Raw genomic sequence first — 22663 nt, 5'->3', positions numbered from 1 at the left:
GACTAAACCTTCGATAAACGATTAATGACCAACGGTCTAGGTTCATAATCTTTGACCACATCAGCAATGGCCTTTATGTGTTCTGGCGTTGTTCCACAACAACCGCCAACAATGTTTACCAAGCCTTTATCTACATATTCCTTAATCTGTGCGGCCATTTGCTCCGGGGTTTCATCGTATTCCCCAAAGGCATTTGGCAATCCCGCATTGGGATGCGCTGAAGTAGCAAATTCCGACTTTGCCGAAACCACCTCCAAATGGGGCACCAATTGTTTGGCTCCCAAAGCACAGTTGAAACCAACCGATAGTATGGGGATATGGGAAATGGAAATCAAAAAAGCCTCCGCCGTTTGCCCTGACAAGGTTCTTCCTGAAGCATCGGTAATGGTGCCGCTGACCATAACAGGTACTTCACTATTACGCTCGTCCTTTACTTCCTCAATGGCAAAAAGGGCCGCTTTGGCATTCAGGGTATCAAAAATGGTTTCTACCAATAAAATATCAACACCACCATCCAATAATGCTTCCACTTGCTGTTTGTAAGCAATGCGAAGTTCATCAAAAGAAATGGCACGGAAACCAGGGTCGTTCACATCTGGTGACATGCTGGCCGTTTTGTTGGTTGGACCAATGCTTCCAGCTACAAATCGCGGTTTGTTCGGATACTTCTTGGTAAATTCATCAGCCACTTGCTTTGCAATCTTGGCAGATTCAAAATTCAGTTCGTACACCAATTCTTCCATACCGTAATCTGCCATGGCAATGGTTGTACTTGAAAACGTATTGGTCTCGAGAATGTCCGCCCCAGCTTCCAAAAATTTCCGGTGAACTTCTTTCACGGCATTGGGTTGGGTCAAGGACAGCAAATCGTTGTTGCCCTGCAAATCGCTGGGCCAATCCTTAAACCGTTCACCCCTAAAATCATCTTCATTGAATTTATAGCGCTGTAACATGGTGCCCATGGCGCCATCCAGTACCAAAATCCGTTTCTTCAATATGTCTCCAATTTTTTCCATAGTACAATCTCCCTTAACAAGGGGTATGGTTATATCAAGAAAATGTGGAAAAATACGGTTGGAATGTATTCTTTTGTTATCCTTCCCAATAGGGTAGAATGTAGCACCTTCTCGAAGTCGAGGGTTGCTAAGGCTTCACAGGGTCCAGTCCCTCCACCTTTCTTGATAACCATTTCAAGTTTTACATGAACTGAGGTGCAAATTAACGGCACTCCAATATGAAAAGCAAAAAAAGAGCCGCTAATTTTCATTTTAGCGGCCCATTTGTAAGATATATAACAGAAGACTAAATCATCATGCCTCCTGAGACTTCAATACGTTGTGCATTGACCCATTTAGCATCATCAGTACATAGAAAAGCAACCACACCACCAACATCACTTGGAATACCCACACGGCCCAAGGCCGTAAAATTGGCAATGGCGGTTCTTTTGCCTTCATCATTTTTGTTGGTTCCTCCGCCAAAGTCCGTTTCAATGGCACCAGGTGCCACAACATTTGACCTGATTTTACGAGCTCCCAATTCTTTGGCTTGATATCGGGTAAGTGCCTCTACTGCCGCTTTCATGGAACCATATACGGCATATCCCGGGAATGAAAAACGGGCCAACCCACTGGAAATATTTACGATTCCCCCACCATCAGCAAGAGTTGGTAATAATTTTTGGGTGAGGAAAAACGTCCCTTTAAAATGAATGTCCACAAGGGCATCAAATTGTTCTTCAGTAGTTTCAGTGATAGGAGCATTGATTCCGATTCCGGCATTGTTGATCAAGAAATCTATCCTTTCTGCCCCAAAATGGGAGCTCACTACTTTTTTAACCTCATCCACAAATCCGTCAAAACTTTGGCTTTCAGCTACATCCAGTTGCAATGCGTAAGCTTTTTGACCTATTTTTTCGATTTCACTTACCGTTTTATCAGCTTCTTCTTTATTACTGCGGTAGGTCAGTAATATGTTCAATCCCTTTTGGGCCAAATTGATGGCCATGTCCTCGCCAAGTCCACGGCTACCACCCGTTACCAATGCTATTTTCTCTTTGCTCATTGTATTTGATTTTTGATTACGGAGCAAAACTAGCTCGACATGCTTGGGTTGGGTTGCAAGCATCAAACGGTTTTTTGTAAAAATCAAATAAAAGTAAAATTAGAAGGCCGTATCGAATCAAATCATGGCACCGCCAGTGACCTCAATGCGTTGTGCATTCACCCACTTGGCATCTTCAGTGCATAAAAAAGTAACGACACCACCAATGTCATCGGGCCGTCCCACACGACCCAAGGCAGTTCCTTGAATGATGAATCCTCGTTTTGTTTCATTGGTTTTGTTCTCTCCACCGCCAAAATCAGTCTCAATGGCGCCGGGCGCTACTGTATTGGCCGTAATTTTTCGAGGTGCCAATTCCTTGGCCAAATAGCGAGTAAAAACCTCAACGGCTCCTTTCATGGCGGTGTAGGCCGAAGCTGTTGGGAATGCGTACCGAACCAATCCGGATGAAATATTAATGATTCGTCCACCGTCATTGAGATAGGGAAGCGCTTTTTGCGTGAAGAAATAAACACCCTTTAAGTGAATATTGCACATCTCATCAAACTGCTCTTCCGTTGTGGTAGCAATGGGTTCATAAACCCCGGTTCCGGCATTATTAACTAAAAAATCGAAATTCGGGCTGCCCTTCTCCTTCTCCAAAACGTTGCCCAACTCCTTAAAAAAATCATCAAAGGTTTTGATTTTCAAGGTATCCAACTGTAGCGCACAGCCCCACTGACCTTGATTTTCAACTTGGGATACCACCTCATCCGCACTAGCTTTGTCGGTGTGATAGGTAATCACCACATCAATTCCTTTTTTAGCCAGATTAATGGCCATATCGGCGCCAAGACCCCTACTGCCACCAGTGACCAATGCTATTTTGCTGTCTGTCATTTTTCATTTTTTTGAAAGTCAAACCAATGCCTTGTTCCTGAAATTCAAAGGCGATAGTGATGCACGCTTTTTGAAGAAATTGGAAAAATGGGCCACTTCCTCAAAGCCTAGGCTAAATGCTATTTCCGAAATATTCCAATCTGTGTTGTTTAGGAGAATCTTGGCCTCTTCAAAGATTCTTGAATGGATAATCGCCGTGGTGGTACTCCCCGTAGTTTCTTTGAGCACCTTGTTCAAGTGATTGGCATGTACCGCCAATCGTTCCGCAAAATCGTTGGCCGTTTTCAATCCCAATTGTTGTGCCGGAGAATTTATTGGAAATTGACGTTCCAACAACTCAACGAACAAATCGGTAATTCTTGTTGCCGCGTTTTTCCCATTTTCAAGGGGCTCTGCTGGGTTCAATTTTTGGCCCAAGTGCAAGAGTTCGATCACATATGCCCGGATCAAATCAAATTTATACGGATAGTCTGAAGAAAGTTCCTTGTCTATTTTCTTGAACAACTGCTCCAATTCAGCGTAGTCTTCATCCGAAATAGTAAAAATAGGATAGCCTCCTGGTTGAAAAAGCGGCAAGTTGTCCAAAATCACCCCACTTTTGTCCTTGGATAAAAAAGTATCGGTGAACACACAGAAATACCCGGATTGATTACCATCCAGAGGGACATAACGGTACGGAATCTTCGGTGAAGCAAATAAAAGTGCTTTGTCCTCAATATGGATGGACTTATCGGCATACTCAGCTTTGTTCCTCCCATTGATCAAACTAATCTTAAAGTAGGATCGCTGATCGTAGCGCATTTCACCTTTGTCCAACTGTGTACGGTATTCATCAATCTTAAAAACATTGAAATGTCCCACATCCTTTCCAATATTGTCTGGAATGGGAAGGCTGAGCTTGCTGTAAAAATCGCGTAAGGTGAACAGACTCTGCATAAAATTGTAAAATTCAAATATAAAGCATAAAAAAACACCTTCCTAAATTGCTTCGGGAAGGTGTCTTGATCAGCATATGATTTTACACTAATTGATGCTTTGCACCACTTCTTTTTTGGCTTCTTTTTTGGAACCATCAAATCCTTCAACACCTCCAACTGTGGTATATTTCATCACATAACGCTTATCTGGGTTAATGATTTGGTAGGCAAACTGACACATTACCGCCGCCTCGTGGAATCCAGACAATATCAATTTTAGTTTTCCTGGATAGGTGTTTACGTCTCCAATGGCAAATACGCCAGGAATATTGGTCTGATAATCCTTGGCATTGTTCACCTTAATGGCGTTTTTCTCAATTTCCAAGCCCCAACTACCTATTGGGCCCAATTTTGGCGACAACCCAAACAATGGAATAAAGAAATCGGTCTCCACATAGGTTTGTTCCTTTTCTTCATCGTTGTATTTAATCACCACTGCGTGGAGCTCATCCTTACCATGGATTTCTTTTACTTCGGCTTCGGTAAATAACTGGATTTTGCCCAATTTGGCCAATTCCCGTGCCTTTTCCACGGAATCCAATGCTCCCCTGAACTCATTTCTCCTGTGCACTAAGGAAACTTCTGAAGCCACATCGGCCAAGAAAATGGCCCAATCCAAAGCAGAGTCACCTCCACCGGAAATCACCACTTTTTTGTCGCGGAATTGCTCTGGATCCTTAACCATGTATTCCACACCCTTACTTTCAAAGAGTCCAATATTGGGAATCATTGGTTTTCTGGGTTCAAAAGAACCCAATCCACCTGCAATGACCACTACAGGGGCATGGTGCTGCGTACCTTTGGTCGTAGTTACGATGAATGAGCCATCTTCCTGCTTTTCCAAAGTTTCAGCCCGTTCACCCAAAGTAAATCCTGGCTCAAAAGGTTTTATTTGTTCCATCAACTTATCTACCAAATCTCCAGCTAAAATCTCTGGATAAGCTGGAATGTCATAAATGGGCTTTTTGGGATAAATTTCTGAACATTGACCTCCAGGTTGCGCCAAAGCATCAATTAAATGGCATTTTAACTTTAACAATCCTGCTTCAAAAACGGTGAACAATCCTGTTGGTCCTGCTCCAATAATTAGTATGTCTGTTTTAATCATAATCTTACTTTTAATCGACACCCCTAAAGTCCCCTCAAGGGGACATTCAGGATTTTATACATTTTCAAACAATTTTTTTCCTTTGGTTTGATATTCTTTTTGAATATCCAATATATGTTGACGGTGGTTGACCACCTCTCCTATAATGATTATGGCAGGATTGGCCAACTGCTGCTCCTTTGCCTTGTACTCAATAGAAGCAACAGTACCAATTCCCACTTTTTCATTGTCCGTAGTACCATTTTGGATAATGGCTACAGGGGTATGTTGTTTTCCCTCTTCTTTGAAGAGTTCCATAATCTCTCCCAATTTTGACATCCCCATAAGGATGACCACCGTAGCGTTGGATTTTGCAGCCAAGGCCACATCTTTGGATAATTTATGCTCTTTTGTAGTGCCGGTTATTACCCAAAAACTTTCGGCTGCACCTCTTTTGGTCACAGGAATATGCTGTGCAGCAGGTACTGATACCGAAGATGAAATCCCAGGTACCACAGCCACTTCAATGCCATGATTTGCGGCAAACTCCATTTCTTCCGCTCCTCGACCGAATACAAAGGGGTCGCCACCTTTTAAGCGTACCACATGTACACCTTGGGAAGCTCTTTGAACAATCAATTCATTGATTTGCTCTTGTTGATATCGATAACATCCTTTTCGCTTGCCCACAAAAATATGTTCTGCATTGGGTGCATATTCCAATAAGGCTGGGTCCACCAGAGCATCATACAGCACAACATCCGCACTCTCCAAGGCTTTGATACCCTTTAGGGTAATCAATTCCAAATCCCCGGGGCCGGCCCCTACTACTGTTAATTTTCCGTTATGCATGTTCCAACTCCAATTTTCTATAGCTCTCCAAACGTTCCAAAACACTTTTGGCATCTTCCAAATAACTTTTGGCAAATGCTTCGGATGGTTCATTTTTATTCAGCTGAAGGGCCAAACTTTCAAAACTTCCATCAAATGATACTTTTCCAGATGATACATAAAGCTCATCAAAATCTTTAATGATGCTTGAATGGGTGTTGGTCTTCACTTTTTCCGCCGTCAACAAAGCTTTGGCAGAATTGACAATGGACTGGTAAGAATAGTAGATACTGGCCGCCCACTTTCCTTCCTTAAGGGCCTCCTCAGCATTTTCAATTTTTTCTTGGCTTTCCAAGAACAGGGTGGCCACCAAATCAACAATAACGCCGGCACATTCTCCAACACCAATCTCCTTTTTATATTTTTCCTCATTTCCCCAGTCGATAAAATCCTCAGGGGTAAGGTTGTCCACATCGGTAAGTGGTTTTAGGAAATCATAAAAATAGTGCTGACCTTGTTCCGCATAATACTCAGTGAAAGATGCTCCATTGCCATTGGCCTCGAAATCGTCCAAAATTAAACGTAATGCCTGAGGGCCTCTTTTACTTGGTATTTTAGCCACTTTATCGGCAAACACACCTTTACCGTCTCCTAAATTTCCTCCACCCAACAACACTTGCAGTGCAGGGGCCACCAATTTATCCTTGGTACGAACGGACATTCCTTGAAACCCAATATGGGCCATGTTGTGTTGCCCACAGGCATTCATGCACCCACTGATCTTAATGACCACATCAGGATTGTTGATGTACTGTGGATATTCTGCCTTGATCACGCGTTCCAACTCATCAGCAATTCCCGTACTGCTGGCAATTCCTAAATTACAGGTATCTGTTCCCGGACATGCGGTGATGTCCAAGGCCTTGTTATAGCCAGCTTCGGCGAAGCCCAAACGCTTTAATTCCTGATAGAAAAAAGGAACCAATTCCTCTTTTACGAAAGGAATCAATATGTTTTGTCTGAGGGACAAACGAATCTCTCCAGCCGCATAATCCTGTACCAATTTGGCCAGTTCACGAGCTTTATCGGTATAGAAATCACCCAAAAGCACCTTAATTCCGATGGCAACATAGCCTTCTTGTTTTTGGGGTACCAGATTGGTGGATTTCCATTGTTCGAAAGCTTCTTTGTCCTCAACGGTAACCTCGGGTATTTCCACCTCAGCTACCTTTATCTCTGGATAATTTTCTATGTTGATGGGATAAGTTTGATGTGGAATGGCTGTTTGCTCTTCTTCCAACAACTCTTTGAAGCCATCCAATCCGATATCCTTCAACAAAAACTTCATACGGGCCTTGGCACGACTTTTCCGTTCCCCATATCGGTCAAACACCCGGATTACTCCTTCCATCAACGGGATAATCTTGTCCGTTGGCAAAAAGCTGTACAGTTCGTCCGCATGGCGGGGCTGGGAGCCCAAACCACCGGCCAACATGACTTTAAAGCCTCTTTCCCCATTTTCAATCTTGGCAATAAAGCCCAAATCGTGCATGTAGGAAAGCCCGGTATCTTCATCACTGGCAGAAAAGGAAACCTTGAACTTCCGTCCCATTTCCTGTCCGATGGGGTTTCGCAAAAAATATTCAAATACGGCATGGGCGTAAGGGGAAACATCAAAAGGTTCGTTGACATCGATACCTGCTGTTTCACTGGCAGTAACATTTCTAACCGTATTTCCACAGGCTTCACGAATGGTTACCTCGTCTTTTTCCAATTGTGCCCACAGTTCTGGTGTACGTTCCAAATCCACATAGTGAATCTGAATATCCTGTCGAGTAGTGATATGCAAACGACCTCTTGAATATTCATCAGAAACATCACTTATACGCAGAAGCTGATTGGAGGTCACCTTACCATATGGCAATTTGATCCGCACCATTTGAACTCCGGGTTGTCGTTGTCCATAGACGCCTCGGGCCAAACGAAGACTTCTGAACTTTTCCTCGTCCACTTCACCGCCCTTAAACTGGCGGATTTTCTTTTCCAGTTCTATGATGTCCCTTTCAACTACGGGGTTTTCTATTTCTGTTCTAAAACTCTTCATATTTCTATTTTTCCTATATATTTAATAGGTTTAATAATGTCGTAAATCAATAAACACCCTTACTTATGGTTGGGCAATCTTATTGCAAATGGATTCCACATTCCCTGGTTTCCAAAGCTTTTACTGGATCAAAATAGGTGCTGTTCTTTGGTAGGTTATGTTCTTCCAAATACGCATCCAATTCGTCATCAGTCCAATAATAAAAAGGGCTTACTTTAAGGATACCGTCCTTGCTAAAACTCAAAATGTCTTTGGAACTCCTTAATTCTGTTTGGCGTATCCTAATATTGGTGAACCAAATATCCGGGTTATGTTCTGCCAAAGCTCTTCTAAACGGTTCCAGTTTAACAATGTCCGAGAACTCGGCATGCTCTGGTTGGTCAATTGTAGGGAACCCCAAACGATGCTCGGTATATGCTTTTGTCTCCCTTGGAACATAAGTGTTCAAATTGAGGTTGAGCAAAGAGGTCAGATACGAAGCATGCTCATAGGTTTCGGGCAAATTATAGCCCGTATCACACCAAACCACATTTATTCCCGGGTCTATAGTACTGAATGTATTGAGGAGCACCGCAGAGTATTTTCCAAAGCTGGTGGTAACAATTCTTTTTTGGGACAGTTGCAATGCCCAACTGATAATTTCCTCTGGAGGTATCCCCCTAAATTGCTTGTTATAGTAATCTAAATCTATATTGAGCGCCATATTATATAATGTCTATCGTTTTAGTAGGAATTTCAAAAATAGAATTAATTCTTGAAACAAAAAGCAAAATGAATCTTAAAATTACTTTTAGCCTATAGTTTTAATAGATTATAACAAATCAATCCTGTCTGTTAAAAAATCTGTACTGAAATCAATATATATTTTAGGATATTAAATCGGCCAAAGTATTGTTCCGATACACCTCCAGAGCGCTATCCCTAACTTGAAGCATTAATTTGTGGACAGAGCATTCGGTTTCATCCGGGCAGTCATCGCATTTTTCGTAGAAATTCAAGCTAACGCAGGGTACCATGGCTATAGGACCCTCCAAAACCCGCATCACAGCTGTCATGGGAATTTCATTGGGTTCCTTGATCAGGTAATAACCTCCTCCCTTCCCTTTTTTGGAACCCAGGAATCCATTTCGCCTGAGGGTGAGCAGAATACTTTCCAAAAACTTTTGGGAAATGTTCTCATGCTTGGCAATCTCAGCAATTTGAACAGGTTCCTTTGTTCCTACGGATGCGAGATAGGTAAGTGCTTTTAAACCATATTTTGTCTTCTTGGAGAGCATCCCACGAATATAGGGAAAATTAACAATCCGCCTTTAAAATATCGTAGGTTCCAAAATGCTATTCCAAAGCCTGCTCAATATCAGCAATAATATCTTTAATATGCTCCAGCCCTACTGAAACCCGAACCATTCCGTCTGAAATCCCCACAGATGCCCGATCTTCCTTGCTTAGTTTACTGTGTGTGGTGGATGCGGGGTGGGTAACAATGCTTCTGGAATCTCCCAAATTGGCTGAAAGTGATAACAATTCAATATTATCAAAGAATTTTCGTCCAGCTTCAAGACCACCTTTAACCTCAAAAGCCACTACACAACCGCCGGCTTTCATCTGTTTTTTGGCCAGTTCGTATTGGGGATGCGATTCTAAAAAGGGGTATTTTACCCATTCAATTTTATCATGGCCTTCCAAATAGGTGGCCAATTCCAGCGCATTGGCACAATGCCTGTCCACCCGAAGGGCCAGAGTCTCCAAACTTTTGGACAACACCCAGGCATTAAAAGGCGAAAGTGCAGGTCCGGTGATACGTGAAAAACGATATACTTTATCCACCAACTCGTTACTTCCGACGGTTATTCCGGCCAATACCCGACCTTGACCATCCATCAACTTTGTACCTGAATGGATGACCAAATCAGCTCCAAATTTTATGGGCTGCTGTAGATAGGGAGATGCAAAACAGTTGTCAATAATAAAAATAAGCCCGTGTTTTTTGGCAATGTTCCCCAAACGCTCCAAATCCAGTACATCAACACCCGGGTTGGTGGGCGATTCCACAAAAATAATTTTGGTGTTGGGAGTGATCAAACCTTCCACAATATCCAAATCATTGGCACCAAAGTAACTGGTGGTGATGTTCCATTTTGGAAAAAACTGGGTGAACAGTGTATGTGTAGATCCAAAAACACTTTTGCAGGACACAATATGGTCCCCACTCTCCAACAAGGCTGCAAAGGTAGAATAAACGGCTGCCATTCCCGAAGCAAAGGCAAAACCGTTTTCCGCTCCTTCCATTTTGCAGACCTTATCTATAAACTCTGACGAGTTGGGATTGGAGTACCTTGAATAAATATTCCTGTCTTTTTCCTCGGCAAAAGAAGCCCGCATATCCTCTGCATCCTCAAATACAAAACTGGAGGTCAAATACATGGGACTGGAGTGCTCCAAAAATTGGGTACGCTCCATTTGTGTTCGTATCGCTTCTGTTTCAAACTGTTTCATTATTCTTCTTGTTTGGTGGCTGAGCGTAGTCGAAGCCACTTATTTATTCTCTTTAAAGTATTTATAATTTGTTTCGTTCTTGCATTCGGCCAAATAGGGCAAAGTTTGAAATTCACCATTAATAAGCGCTTCTTTTTTCGCCTTGGACCAGCCTTGGATTTGTTTTTCCCGCTCAAAAGCGGTTGCTATACTTAAATACTCTTCAACATATACCAATTCTACAGGTAATCTCTTTTTGGTATGATTTGCCCCTCTACCATCTTGATGCTCCATAAACCGTTTATTCAAGTCTATCGTACTACCAGTATAATAACTTCCGTCCGAGCATTCCAATATGTACACATAACCTTTCATCTTAATTATTGTGGCTTCGACTACGCTCAGCCACCAAGTCTCTTAAATTCGGTAGCTGAGCGAAGTCGAAGCTATATCTTTTCTGCTATTCGTAATACATCACCAAATACCCCGCGTGCGGTAACTGCAGCACCCGCCCCCGCACCTTGGATCACCAAGGGGTTTTCTCCGTAGGATTCGGTATAAATCTCAATAATGGAATCTGAACCTTTTACCTGTCCCAAGGCACTTTCTTTCGGTACTGAAATCAACTTAACTTCCAAGATACCTTTATCCTGTTGCAAATCGCCATGTAGGTCTCCCACATATCTCAGCACATGACCTTCCGCTTGTTCGTTCTTGATTTTTGCGTAAACTTCATCCATCTCGCCAATACGAGCCGTAAAATCTTCAAATGATAGTGTGCGCAATTCCTCTGGAATCAGATTTTCTACCGAAATGTCCGAAAACTCGTTCTGAAGATCCAACTCACGGGCCAAAATCAACAATTTTCTGCCCACATCATTTCCAGACAAATCTTCTCTTGGGTCTGGCTCGGTAAATCCTTTTTCCATCGCTTCTTTTATGATGGATGAAAAAGAGGTTTCCGCTTCCGAAAATGTATTGAAAATATAACTCAAAGACCCAGAGAACACCCCTTTTATTCGGGTGATGTTCTCACCGGACAAGTGCAAAAGCTTAATGGTATCGATAAGGGGGAGCCCAGCACCAACATTGGTTTCGTACAGGTATTGTTTTTGGTTTTTATCCAAACATCTACGGATGGACTTGTACTTTTCAAAACTGAGGGTGTTTGCTATCTTGTTGGAAGAAACCAAATCAAAACCGTGCTTGATCAACGGTTCATAGTTTTCAACAAACGGTTTGCTCGCCGTGTTATCCACCGCGATCAGGTTTTCCAAATGATGGGTTTTGGCAAAGGCGATAATGTCCTCGATTTGATAAGGTTTTCCTTCCTTTTCCAGCCGTTTAGCCCAGTTGGACCCAATTCCCTTCGCATCCAAGAGCACCTTTTTGGAATTGGCAACGGCAAAGACCTTTAGGTCAATCCCTTTTCGGGCCTCAATATTTTTGTTGGAATTCAACAGCTGCTCAATCAAGGTGCCGCCCACATTACCATGTCCAAACAGCGCCAAGTTGATTTTCTTGGCTATTCCAAAAATCTGTCCATGAATCACATTAATGGCCTTGTGCAAATCCACATTTTTGACCACCATGCTCACATTTTTACCGGTCACAGTATTGTTGAAAAGCAAGGGAATCACCTGATTTTTCACCAAGGCGTTGAACGGTTTGTGAAAGCTGCTCAAATCCATCCCCACAATGGAAATCACGGAGACATCTTTCACCACGGTAATTTGGTTGATGTCGTGCGATGAATAATCGGTTTCAAACTCTTGGTCCAACACTTTTTTGGCTTTTTCTGCCTTGGAAGCATCCACCACCAAACCTATGCCTCGCTCCGAAGAACCTTGGGAAATAATTCCCACACTGATGCCATTTAGACCCAAGGCCCTAAAAATTCGGGCATCAATACCCACTTTGCCCAATAAGCCTCGGCCTTCCAAATTGATCAAGGCCATGTGGTCCAAAACGGACAAGGATTTGATACCTCCATTCTCTGTTCTAGGTCCAATCAAAGTCCCCTGACTGTCATCGTTAAAGGTGTTGCAGATACGCAAAGGGATGTTCTTTTCAATCAATGGGATGATTGTCTTGGCATGTAAGATGTTGGCCCCAAAATTGGCCAGCTCGTTGGCCTCGTCATAGGAGATGACATCAATCAGTTTCGCATCGGTTACCAAATCGGGATTTGCGGTGAAAATACCGTCCACATGGGTATAATTGATCAATTCCGAAGCATCCAAAAAGTTGGCCAAAAGCGCCGCAGAATAGTTGGTGCCATTCCTGCCCAACGTCGTTGTAACCCCTTCTTTGGTAGAGCCAATGAAACCCGTCACCACAGCAATGGTATCTGCATCCAGTTCGTGGAAACAACGTATTACATTTTCCTTGGAAATGCTTTGGTCCACCTCGGCATTGTTGTGGGCATCATCGGTTTTGATCAAACTTCTGGAATCTACCAAATGTGCTTTTAATCCCAATTGGTTCAACAGAGCTGTGACGGTTTTGCCCGAAATCAATTCCCCAAAAGACAATAGTTCATCCTTGGTTCGCAGACTATAATCGCCGGTTAATGAGACGCCACTCAATATCTTTTCTATGGCTTTAAGTTCGACTGAAAGGTCAACCCCATCAAAATCATTTTCTTGATAAATGGAAAACGCCTTTAAATCTTCAGATAAACTTTCCCCTTTCGCCGCCTTTTCCAACATATTTTCAAGCTGGTCCGTAGCCTTTCCACGGGCTGATACGACTACCGCAAAATGTTCATTGTTTTTAGCTCTCTTGTTTATGATCTTCAAGACACGCCCTATCCCTTCTCCATTGGCCAAGGATTTTCCGCCAAATTTTAGAATTTTGATGCGTTCATGTTTTCCATTTTTCTGAAAAACGGTTTCCAACAATTTTTCCAATTGCTCAAATTCCATCAAAAAGGCATCGTGCCCATGTACCGATTGCACCTCACCGTAGGTGACATTGGTATTGGCCTGGGCCAATCGCCTAAAGGTTTCCTTGTTTTCCTCGGCCGTGAAGAACAAATCGGAATTGACCCCAACAATATGGATCTTGGTCTCGCTATCCTGAAGGGCCTTGAAGGCATCCTCCCCATTTCGTGTTATATCGATGGTCTTCAATAGCTGGTTCATCAACTTGTAGGCAGACAATTGGAAGCGCTCCTGCAGTTTCTTCCCGTGGTGCATCAACCAACTTTCCACATTAAAGACCTGAAGCTCTTCATTGGTACTGCGCTTGAAACGTTCCTTAAAGGATTCAGGGGTCCGATAACACAACATGGCATGCATACGGGCATCATGAACGGGCTGTTTGGAATTCACCAAGAACTGCTCCTGAATCTGGCAGTTGGCAATCAACCAATCGGTGGACTTCCAATCGGAGGCCACTGGAATCAAATGTTCCGTGATTGCAGGATTCAACGCTGCCATCTCCCATGCAATTCCACCTCCCAAAGAACCGCCAATAATGGCGAACAATCGGTGAATTTGCAACTGTTCCAATCCCAAAAGGAAGATTCGGGCAATATCACCAGCCACAAAATCTTTGTAATTTTCAATAATAAAGCCATCGTAACCATTACCGGGAATGTTAAAGGACAAAATGGTATAGGTATCGGTATTTATACACTTACCCTCCCCTATCAAATCGGACCACCAGCCGTCCTCACCAGCCACATTGGAGTTTCCGGTTAGCGCATGGTTCACCAACACTATTGGTGCGGAATGCAAGGGTTGGCCAAAAAGTTGGTATGATAACTTAAGGTCTTGGCTAACACCACTTTGAGCAGTAAATTGTTCTATGTTCAGATGCTTCAGCATAGCTGTTCTACGTCATTAATCTATTAATCAAAACATTTAGATAGTGGCAAAAGCCTGCTCCAAATCTGCTTTTAAATCGGATAAATCCTCTAATCCTACCGAGAGGCGAATCAAATCCTTTGTCACCCCAGTAGACTCTTGGTCTTCATCACTCAATTGTTGATGGGTGGTACTTGCGGGATGGATAATCAAGGATTTGGTATCCCCAATATTGGCCAAAAGCGAGAAGATTTTGGTTTCATCAGCAATCTTTTTGGCTGATTCAAACCCTCCTTTTACTCCAAATGTAACAATACTACTTTGCCCTTTAGGTAAGTATTCATCAGCTAATTTCTTGTATTTACTAGATTCTAATCCCGGATAATTTACCCAAGTGACCTCATCCCTATCCTCCAGCCATTTTGCTAAGTCCAGGGCATTTTCACTGTGTTTTTTCATACGCACCTCCAAGGTTTCCAATCCTTGGATGATCTGGAACGCGTTGAACGGACTTAAACATGCACCATGATCACGCAGACCTTCTATCCGAACCTTTGCTATAAATGCGGCAGGCCCCAAAGCATCATGATAAACCAATCCATGATATCCAGGAGAGGGTGAAGTAAACTCTGGGAACTTTCCATTGGCCCAATCAAAAGTCCCAGCATCGATAATGGCACCGCCCAAGGCAGTTCCATTTCCGTTGATGTATTTGGTCAAAGAGTGAATGACAATATTTGCCCCATGCTCAATCGGGTTCAGCAATGCTGGGGACGCCACGGTATTATCCACAATAAATGGAACTTTTGCCGCTTTAGCTTCTTTGGAAATGGCCTTCAAATCCAATACATCCAATTTTGGATTTCCCAATGATTCTACAAAAAATGCTTTGGTATTTTCCTGAACAGCTTTTGCGAAATTGGCTGGGTCAGAAGGATCCACAAAGGTTGTAGTGATACCCAAACGAGGCAGGGTTACACTGAACAAGTTGTAAGTCCCGCCATACAAACTGTTGGAAGATACGATATGGTCTCCCGCTTTTAACAATACCAACAATGCGGTGTTAATCGCTCCGGTTCCTGAGGCAGTGACCACAGAAGCAATCCCACCTTCAAGGGCTGCCAAGCGCTGCTCCAAAATATCATTGGTGGGGTTGTTGATTCGGGTGTAAATGTTGCCAAACTCGGCCAATGAAAATAGATTGGCGGCATGGTCTGAATTGTTGAATACATAGGCGGTGCTCTGGTAAATCGGCACAGCTCTGGTCCCTCCATTTAAAGAAACATCGTGCCCTGCATGTAGGGCATTGGTTGAAAATTTTTGATCGCTCATGACTTTTGTTTGTTTAATTCGTACATCGATAAAATATAAAAGTCAAACCCTGTGGGCACGTCCCATAGGAATAATCAAAAAGTTATAAGAAAGTGAAATCGAAAAAATGTCGATTGTCGTTATCTATTCCCATATGGGATAGAATGTAGCACCTTCATGACACAAGGGGTCAAGGGTTGCTAAGGCTTCACAGGGTCTATTCCCTCCACCTTTCTTGATAACTATTCAATACGTGTTTGAACTTTGAGCGACAAATATACAGATGGAAAAATGGATTTTCCTAATCTTTTTGGAAAAATTCACAGAAGAACCATATTCCAACTATTTTAAAACCGAAAACTCAATATTGGAATCGGTAAACACCGTATGGGTCTGGGTTTTAAAATCCGATTCGTCCGCCTTAAAGATATTTTCTACATAAGTCTGCGGATTCAAATCAATCAACGGGAACCAAGTACTTTGTACCTGAACCTGTAATTTATGCCCTTTTTTAAAAGTATGGAAGACATCTTGGAGTTTGATGTTCACATCTGTTTTCTGATTGGGCGTAAAGGGTTCTGGATTGGAAAAGCTGTTCCGAAACCGACCTCGTAAAACTTCGCTGCGCACCATGAGGTGATAGTTGCTCATTCTGAGGTGGTCCTGCATCTCTTCATTGGTCTCCGCATCCGCTGGATGGACATCAATGATCTTTACAATCCAATCCGCGGCCGTACCTGTGGTAGCCACCTTTAAATGGGCCATGATATCACCCGCCAAAGTCAAATCCTCATCTAAAACATCCGTTTCATAAACTAAAACATCGGAACGACGGGCTGCAAAACGCTGGTCGTCGGTCATGTATTTTCTGGGGGTGAAAACCGTCTTCACATCTTCGGAATAAGGCACCGGCTTTTTAATATCACTTATAAATTGAATTGCTTCTACTCCCTTTTGTTCCGAGGTCAACTCTTGGTTTTCGGAAAGATACATGGTCTGTTTTGCCATATTTGCTGGCGGCCATGTATTGTATTTTTTCCATTCCTTTTTGCCAGTGTCAAAAACGTAGGCTTCGGGAAGACCAGAATTCATATCGCCATCCCCTTTCAAAAAATGGTTGAAGAACTTGGTCTCGATATTATCTTGGAAAAATTCAGCGATGGAGTCACCAAAATAGTAGTTGCCTACTAAGCTACGGCCATCCCTTTGAGACCAACGTCCATGGTCCCAGGGGCCAAAAACCATGGTGTTGTAGTTTCCATCGTTGTATTTCTCAATGTTTTTATAGGTTTCCAAAGGTCCGTACAAATCCTCGGCATCAAACCATCCGCCTACAATCATGGTGGCCACACTGCTCTTCACATCCTTCAAATGTTGAATAAGTCCACGGCTTTGCCATAGCTCGTCATAATTGGGGTGCTCTTTTAGCTCGTTCCAGAAAAAGTCATCGGTAACACCCTCGGGTCGCATTTTGGGTGTATCCGCTGTTTCATATTCGTAGAAATAGTCCAAATTTTTAAGCGGGCCAGCATCCAAAAAAAACTGATACTGGTCTTCCGTAGGAAGTTCAGGTAGCACATACCAAGCTGTATCAATAGGCTGGTCACCATTGGGGCGTGGGGTGCCAAAAAGGGAGGTGGCTCTAAAATAACTCAACAAATAGGCACCGTTATGGTGAAAATCATCAAAAAAGAAATCCCCTATACAGGCTTGTGGTGAAGCTGCTTTCAAAGCTGGATGCGCATCAACCGTGGCATAGGTAGCATAAAATCCAGGGTACGAAATACCCCAAACTCCAACTCTGCCATTGTTGTTCTCCACATTGTTCACCAACCATTCAATGGTATCGTAGGTGTCCGAGCTTTCGTCCACCTGATCATCCGAAGTCTTGTTGGGGATATAAGCCCGCATATTTTCATAGTGTCCCTCACTCAACCATCTTCCGCGAACATCTTGGTAAACAATGATGTTGCCCTCCTTCATCAAATTTTCGTTGGGACCGATCTGTGGCCTAAAATTCCCTTCGCCATAAGGCTGGGAACTATACGGAGTACGCTGCATGATTATGGGGTATTCTTGGGAGGTATCTTTTGGAGAATATATAGTGGTATGCAATTTTATACCATCTCTCATCTCAATATCAACTTCTTGTTTGGTATAGTGGTCAGCCACGTAAGTGTCAACAACCGCAACTTCGGTTTTTGTGACTTTTTTACAACTTAATACAACAAATGATAAACAAAGACCCAAGAACAGGATGCGAACTGAAGTTTTCATGCTTTCGAATTTTGATTGTCTAAAACTACTAAAGTTCGGGGGAGTATGCCAACAAAAAAAAGCCACCTTAAAGATATAGAAATGGGTCGTTCTGAATTCATTTCAGAATCTCATCATATCAACACAAAAAAACGACATGGGAACCTGAATCAAGTTCAGGTTGACGCTAGTCTACATTTTAAACTGTCTCGTATGGTATTTGGTGAAATAATTTAAAGTCCGAATGCCTCTTTCACTTGGTCCACCATATCCAGTTTTTCCCAAGTGAACAGTTCCACTTCTTTCCGGATTCTTCCATTATAGGGTGATTCGAATACCTTGGTCACCGTTTGCGGTTCTTTTCCCAAATGGCCGTAGGCTGCAGTTTCCAAATAAATAGGATTGCGAAGCTTTAACCGATCTTCAATGGCAAAAGGCCGCATATCAAAAAGTTCGGAAGCTTTTCTCGCGATTTCACCATCGGACATCCCCACATTTGATGTGCCATAAGTTTCTACAAAAAGGGACGTGGGTTCCACCACACCAATGGCATAACTCACCTGCACCAAAATCTCATCAGCGACCCCGGCTGCCACTAAATTTTTGGCTATATGCCGTGCGGCATAGGCAGCGCTTCGGTCTACTTTGCTAGGGTCTTTACCACTGAAAGCACCACCACCGTGGGCTCCTTTTCCACCGTAGGTGTCCACAATAATCTTTCGACCTGTTAGACCCGTATCCCCATGAGGACCACCGATTACAAATTTTCCGGTGGGATTGATATGGTATTTTATCTTATCATTAAAAAGTTTCTGAATGCTTTCGGGCAACAATTTTGTCACTTCAGGAATCAAAATTTCAATTACATCCTTTTTGATTTTGGCCAACATGGCATCATCACCGTCAAATTCATCATGCTGTGTTGATACCACTATAGTGTCAATTCGCTGCGGAATGTTATCATCGGAATATTCTATGGTGACCTGCGCTTTGGCATCGGGACGTAAATAGCTTATTTTATCACCTTGTCTTCGCAACTCGGCCAACACCTGAAGAATTTTGTGCGAAATATCCAAGGCCAAAGGCATATAGTTATCGGTTTCCTTAGTGGCGTACCCGAACATCATCCCCTGATCACCTGCGCCCTGTTCCTCCTTGCTGCCCCGATCTACACCTTGGTTGATTTCTTGTGATTGTTCATGAATCAATGAAATCACCCCGCAGGAATCACCACTGAATTTATATTCCCCTTTTGTGTAACCAATTTGATTGATCACATCACGGGCAATGCTTTGTAAATCCACATAGGTATGGCTCTTCACCTCACCCGCCAGCACCACTTGACCCGTGGTGACCAAGGTTTCACAAGCCACTTTGCTATCTGGGTCAAAGGCCAAAAAATTATCCAAAAGCGCATCACTGATCTGATCCGCAATTTTATCCGGGTGTCCTTCACTAACGGACTCTGAAGTAAACAAATATGCCATCGTTCTAAATTATTGGGATAAACTTGACCAATGCCGCAAAAAGAAGTTCCAAACCCTGTTGAAGAGATACCAAATAGCATTTGGCACGAACTGCTTTAGCATTTTTAGAGGTTGCAATCAGTCAAATCTGTCCTCATTTTGAAGGGCAAAAGTACATATTTGGAACATATTTTAAAACTTTGTTTTATCCCGATTGCCATTGTTCCATTTCAAAGAGTTTTTTTTCTTTGACTGGATATACTTTGTATATTGCGACACTCGTTAGCTTAATCATTAAACACCAACCACAAAAACACTAACACCCTATGCATATTGCGGTAGCAGGAAACATTGGCGCCGGAAAGACCACCCTGACCAACTTATTGGCAAAGCATTACAAATGGGAAGCCCATTTTGAAGATGTAGTGGACAATCCGTATTTGGATGATTTCTATACCCAGATGGCACGTTGGAGTTTCAACTTGCAGATCTACTTTTTGAACAGCCGCTATCGCCAAATCCTAAAAATCAGGGAAACGGGGAAGAATGTGATCCAGGATCGGACCATTTACGAGGATGCCCACATCTTTGCCCCCAACCTGCACGCCATGGGGTTGATGACCAACCGCGATTACGAAAATTACAAAGGGCTGTTTGAATTGATGGAAAGTTTGGTGCAACCGCCAGATCTCTTGATCTATTTGCGCAGTTCCATTCCCAATTTGGTGAACCAAATCCACAAGCGGGGGCGGGATTATGAAAATTCTATCTCCATTGACTACCTCAGCCGGTTGAACGAACGCTACGAAGCATGGGCCAACACTTATGAAAAGGGCAAGTTGCTAATCTTTGACGTGGATGACATCAATTTTGTGGATGAACCGGAAGATTTGGGCAAAGTGATCAACCGTATTGATGCGGAGATTCACGGGTTGTTTGAGTAATTTCAAACCAAAACCTCCCCTGTTACCATTTCCCCATCTTTATTCCATAGATATCGGTATATTTAATTGCTGATTAAATTTCCAGTGGTGATAAATTCATGAAAGCTTTAGTGTACGAAAACTTTGAAGGTGCCTTGCGCATTCAATCCGTGCCTGATCCCACACCCAGTGATTATGGTGTGGTGGTAAAAGTGGAAGCTACGGGACTCTGCTTAAGCGATTGGCACGGCTGGATGGGCCATGACCCCGACATTAAACTCCCCCATGTTCCCGGTCACGAGTTGGCGGGCACTGTGGCTGCCATCGGAAAAAATGTGGTGAACTTTAACATTGGAGACCGTGTTACCGTACCTTTTGTCTGCGGTTGTGGCACCTGTGGTGAATGCAAATCGGGCAACCACCAGGTGTGCGACCATCAATCCCAACCGGGTTTTACCCACTGGGGTTCCTTTGCCGAATATGTGGCCTTGGATTATGCCGACACCAATTTGGTGAAAATTCCCGACGAAATCACTTATGAAACTGCCGCTATTTTAGGCTGCCGATTTATAACTGCGTTTCGAGCTGTTGTGGAACAGGGCAAGGTCACTGGCGGACAATATGTGGCCGTGCACGGTTGTGGTGGCGTTGGACTTTCGGCCATTATGATTGCGAATGCGCTGGGAGCACATGTTATCGCGGTTGACATCAATGAAAATACCTTATCCCTTGCCAAAGCATTGGGAGCCATGGACACCATCAATGCCCAAAAAAGTGCTGATGTTGTTGCGGAGATAAAAGCATTGACCTTTGGTGGCGCACATGTATCGCTTGATGCCTTGGGAAATCCAACCACCTGCTTCAACTCCATTGCCAATCTTAAAAAAAGGGGCAAACATGTTCAGGTGGGGTTAATGGCAGGAGACCATAAACACCCAAAAATTCCTATGGATATGGTCATCGCCAATGAACTGGAAATTCTCGGAAGCCATGGCATGCAAGCTTTTAAATACCCAGAAATGCTAAAAATGATTCAACTGGGGAAACTCCAACCACAAAAATTGATAGAAAGAACCATCTCTCTGGAGAATGCCATCACTGCGCTTCCAAATATGCATAAATTTGAAAATAAAGGTGTACTGGTCATCAATTCATTTTAAATCAATAAACCCAACCACATGAAAACAAAACACTTCAACAAACTTCTACTTGCACTTGCCTTTTTGGCCTACATCAATCTTCCTGCCCAGCAGTTGGAAAAAGTTAATTCGGAAGATGTCGGCCTATCTTCGGAACGACTGAACCTACTTACCGAAACTTTTCAGGATTACGTGGATAATGAAAAACTTTCAGGAGCCGTTGTTCTTGTGGCCCGAAAAGGAAAAGTCGCCTATTTTGAATCCTTTGGAAAGAATGATGTGGAAAACAATGTACCAATGGCAAAGAATTCCATCTTTCGGATTGCTTCGCAGACCAAGGCCATTGTAAGTGTTGGGGCAATGATTCTCCAAGAAAGGGGCAAGCTGCTCATCACCGACCCCGTCGGAAAATATTTGCCCGCTTTTATGAAAACTAAGGTTGCTGTGGCAAAAGATGACGGTTCCTATGACATTGTTGATGCTGAACGACCTATAACTATTCGTGATTTGCTCACCCATACCTCTGGGGTTTCCTATGGCAACGGTATTGCCAAGGACCTGTGGGAAGAAGCCAACATCCAAGGTTGGTATTTTGCGGACAGGGACGAGCCCATTCAGGCTACCGTAAACCGCATGGCGGAACTTCCGTTTGAGTCACAACCCAGAGAAAAATTTGTTTATGGCTATAACACGGATATTCTCGGGGCATTGATTGAAGTGGCTTCGGGTGAACCTTTGGATGTCTTTCTTAAAAAGAACATCCTTGACCCCATTGGCATGACCGATACCCATTTCTATCTACCAAAAGATAAAAGAGAACGTTTGGCCACGGTGTATTCCACCACTGAAAATGGACTGGAACGCGCTCCCAATCCCGGTGGCATGGTTGGCCAAGGTGCTTATGTGGATGGGCCACGTAAAAGCTTCTCGGGGGGTGCCGGGTTTTTAAGTACGGCAATGGATTACGCCAAATTCTTGCAAATGATGCTCAACAAAGGAGAATTTAATGGTAATCGCATTATTTCACGAAAAACTGTGGAATTGATGACGACAAACCACCTGCCTTTTCCACTGAACGAAGGACAGGGCTTTGGATTGGGTTTTTCCACAGTGGAAGATTTGGGACTTCGTGGAACTTTGGGTTCCAAAGGTGAATTTGCTTGGGGCGGTGCCTACCATTCCACCTATTGGGCCGACCCCAAAGAGGAAATGCTGGTAGTGTATTTCACCCAATTGATTCCGGCGCGAAACATTGACGACCATGGTAAATTACGGGCTTTGGTATACCAAGCAATAACTGACTAACATACATTGAGGGTCATTCCCTCACCCAAACTGG

The 22663-nt window shown here is 43.2% G+C and carries 18 protein-coding genes and 2 riboswitches; of the genes, 3 read left to right on the top strand and 15 right to left on the bottom strand.

Going from position 1 to position 22663, the window contains the following annotated elements:
- Positions 1 to 2 precede the first annotated feature (2 nt).
- The 15 genes from FG28_RS10825 to metK form a co-directional block, all read right to left on the bottom strand.
- Positions 3 to 1016, bottom strand: coding sequence for a homocysteine S-methyltransferase family protein (locus tag FG28_RS10825; RefSeq protein ID WP_036382698.1), 1014 nt, complete (start codon positions 1014 to 1016; stop codon positions 3 to 5).
- A 73-nt stretch (positions 1017 to 1089) separates the two neighbouring features.
- Positions 1090 to 1188: riboswitch (SAM riboswitch) on the bottom strand.
- 114 nt (positions 1189 to 1302) lie between these two features.
- Complete coding sequence (locus FG28_RS10815; RefSeq protein ID WP_036386484.1) at positions 1303 to 2064, bottom strand: SDR family NAD(P)-dependent oxidoreductase; 762 nt, start codon at positions 2062 to 2064, stop codon at positions 1303 to 1305.
- A 117-nt stretch (positions 2065 to 2181) separates the two neighbouring features.
- Complete coding sequence (locus tag FG28_RS10810) at positions 2182 to 2943, bottom strand: SDR family oxidoreductase (RefSeq protein ID WP_036382694.1); 762 nt, start codon at positions 2941 to 2943, stop codon at positions 2182 to 2184.
- Between the two features lie 18 nt (positions 2944 to 2961).
- Complete coding sequence (locus tag FG28_RS10805; RefSeq protein WP_036382692.1) at positions 2962 to 3879, bottom strand: AraC family transcriptional regulator; 918 nt, start codon at positions 3877 to 3879, stop codon at positions 2962 to 2964.
- Between the two features lie 87 nt (positions 3880 to 3966).
- On the bottom strand, positions 3967 to 5028 hold the full coding sequence (locus FG28_RS10800) for an NAD(P)/FAD-dependent oxidoreductase (RefSeq protein ID WP_036382690.1): 1062 nt from the start codon (positions 5026 to 5028) through the stop codon (positions 3967 to 3969).
- A 54-nt stretch (positions 5029 to 5082) separates the two neighbouring features.
- A complete protein-coding gene (gene cobA / locus FG28_RS10795; RefSeq protein ID WP_036382688.1) occupies positions 5083 to 5859 on the bottom strand; it encodes a uroporphyrinogen-III C-methyltransferase in 777 nt (258 codons plus the stop codon).
- On the bottom strand, positions 5852 to 7942 hold the full coding sequence (locus FG28_RS10790) for a HEPN domain-containing protein (protein ID WP_036382686.1): 2091 nt from the start codon (positions 7940 to 7942) through the stop codon (positions 5852 to 5854). Before FG28_RS10790 ends, cobA begins: the two co-directional genes overlap by 8 nt.
- A 79-nt stretch (positions 7943 to 8021) precedes the next feature.
- Complete coding sequence (locus FG28_RS10785) at positions 8022 to 8645, bottom strand: phosphoadenosine phosphosulfate reductase family protein (protein WP_036382684.1); 624 nt, start codon at positions 8643 to 8645, stop codon at positions 8022 to 8024.
- 163 nt (positions 8646 to 8808) lie between these two features.
- A complete protein-coding gene (locus FG28_RS10780; protein WP_036382682.1) occupies positions 8809 to 9219 on the bottom strand; it encodes an Rrf2 family transcriptional regulator in 411 nt (136 codons plus the stop codon).
- A 58-nt stretch (positions 9220 to 9277) separates the two neighbouring features.
- A complete protein-coding gene (locus FG28_RS10775; RefSeq protein ID WP_036382680.1) occupies positions 9278 to 10438 on the bottom strand; it encodes a PLP-dependent aspartate aminotransferase family protein in 1161 nt (386 codons plus the stop codon).
- A gap of 39 nt (positions 10439 to 10477) precedes the next feature.
- Positions 10478 to 10792 carry a GIY-YIG nuclease family protein gene (locus FG28_RS10770; RefSeq protein ID WP_036382678.1) on the bottom strand — a complete coding sequence of 105 codons (315 nt, stop codon included), beginning with the start codon at positions 10790 to 10792 and terminating at the stop codon, positions 10478 to 10480.
- Positions 10793 to 10863: 71 nt separating this feature from the next.
- Positions 10864 to 14250: a bifunctional aspartate kinase/homoserine dehydrogenase I gene (gene thrA, locus FG28_RS10765; RefSeq protein ID WP_036382676.1), complete on the bottom strand. Its 3387-nt coding sequence runs from the start codon at positions 14248 to 14250 to the stop codon at positions 10864 to 10866.
- A gap of 36 nt (positions 14251 to 14286) precedes the next feature.
- On the bottom strand, positions 14287 to 15561 hold the full coding sequence (locus FG28_RS10760; RefSeq protein WP_036382674.1) for an O-acetylhomoserine aminocarboxypropyltransferase/cysteine synthase family protein: 1275 nt from the start codon (positions 15559 to 15561) through the stop codon (positions 14287 to 14289).
- Positions 15562 to 15677: 116 nt separating this feature from the next.
- Positions 15678 to 15785, bottom strand: a riboswitch (SAM riboswitch).
- A gap of 97 nt (positions 15786 to 15882) precedes the next feature.
- The gene (locus tag FG28_RS10755) at positions 15883 to 17817 is read right to left on the bottom strand and encodes a CocE/NonD family hydrolase (RefSeq protein ID WP_036382672.1); all 1935 of its coding nucleotides are present in this window, start codon (positions 17815 to 17817) and stop codon (positions 15883 to 15885) included.
- A gap of 212 nt (positions 17818 to 18029) precedes the next feature.
- The gene (gene metK / locus FG28_RS10750) at positions 18030 to 19283 is read right to left on the bottom strand and encodes a methionine adenosyltransferase (RefSeq protein WP_036382670.1); all 1254 of its coding nucleotides are present in this window, start codon (positions 19281 to 19283) and stop codon (positions 18030 to 18032) included.
- Between the two features lie 305 nt (positions 19284 to 19588).
- Here metK and FG28_RS10745 point away from each other — a divergent pair, with 305 nt between their 5' ends.
- The 3 genes from FG28_RS10745 to FG28_RS10735 all read left to right on the top strand — a co-directional run bounded on the left by FG28_RS10745 (position 19589) and on the right by FG28_RS10735 (position 22629).
- Positions 19589 to 20206 (top strand): deoxynucleoside kinase, encoded by a 618-nt coding sequence (locus FG28_RS10745; protein ID WP_036382668.1) that lies wholly within the window; start codon positions 19589 to 19591, stop codon positions 20204 to 20206.
- A gap of 98 nt (positions 20207 to 20304) precedes the next feature.
- The gene (locus FG28_RS10740) at positions 20305 to 21345 is read left to right on the top strand and encodes a zinc-dependent alcohol dehydrogenase family protein (RefSeq protein WP_036382666.1); all 1041 of its coding nucleotides are present in this window, start codon (positions 20305 to 20307) and stop codon (positions 21343 to 21345) included.
- A gap of 18 nt (positions 21346 to 21363) precedes the next feature.
- A complete protein-coding gene (locus tag FG28_RS10735; protein ID WP_036382664.1) occupies positions 21364 to 22629 on the top strand; it encodes a serine hydrolase in 1266 nt (421 codons plus the stop codon).
- Positions 22630 to 22663 lie beyond the last annotated feature (34 nt).

It is taken from the genome of Muricauda sp. MAR_2010_75 (assembly GCF_000745185.1).
GTDB lineage: Bacteria > Bacteroidota > Bacteroidia > Flavobacteriales > Flavobacteriaceae > Flagellimonas.
The sequence above is the reverse complement of the archived record's forward strand: the minus strand, read 5'-3'. Positions and strand labels throughout refer to the sequence as shown.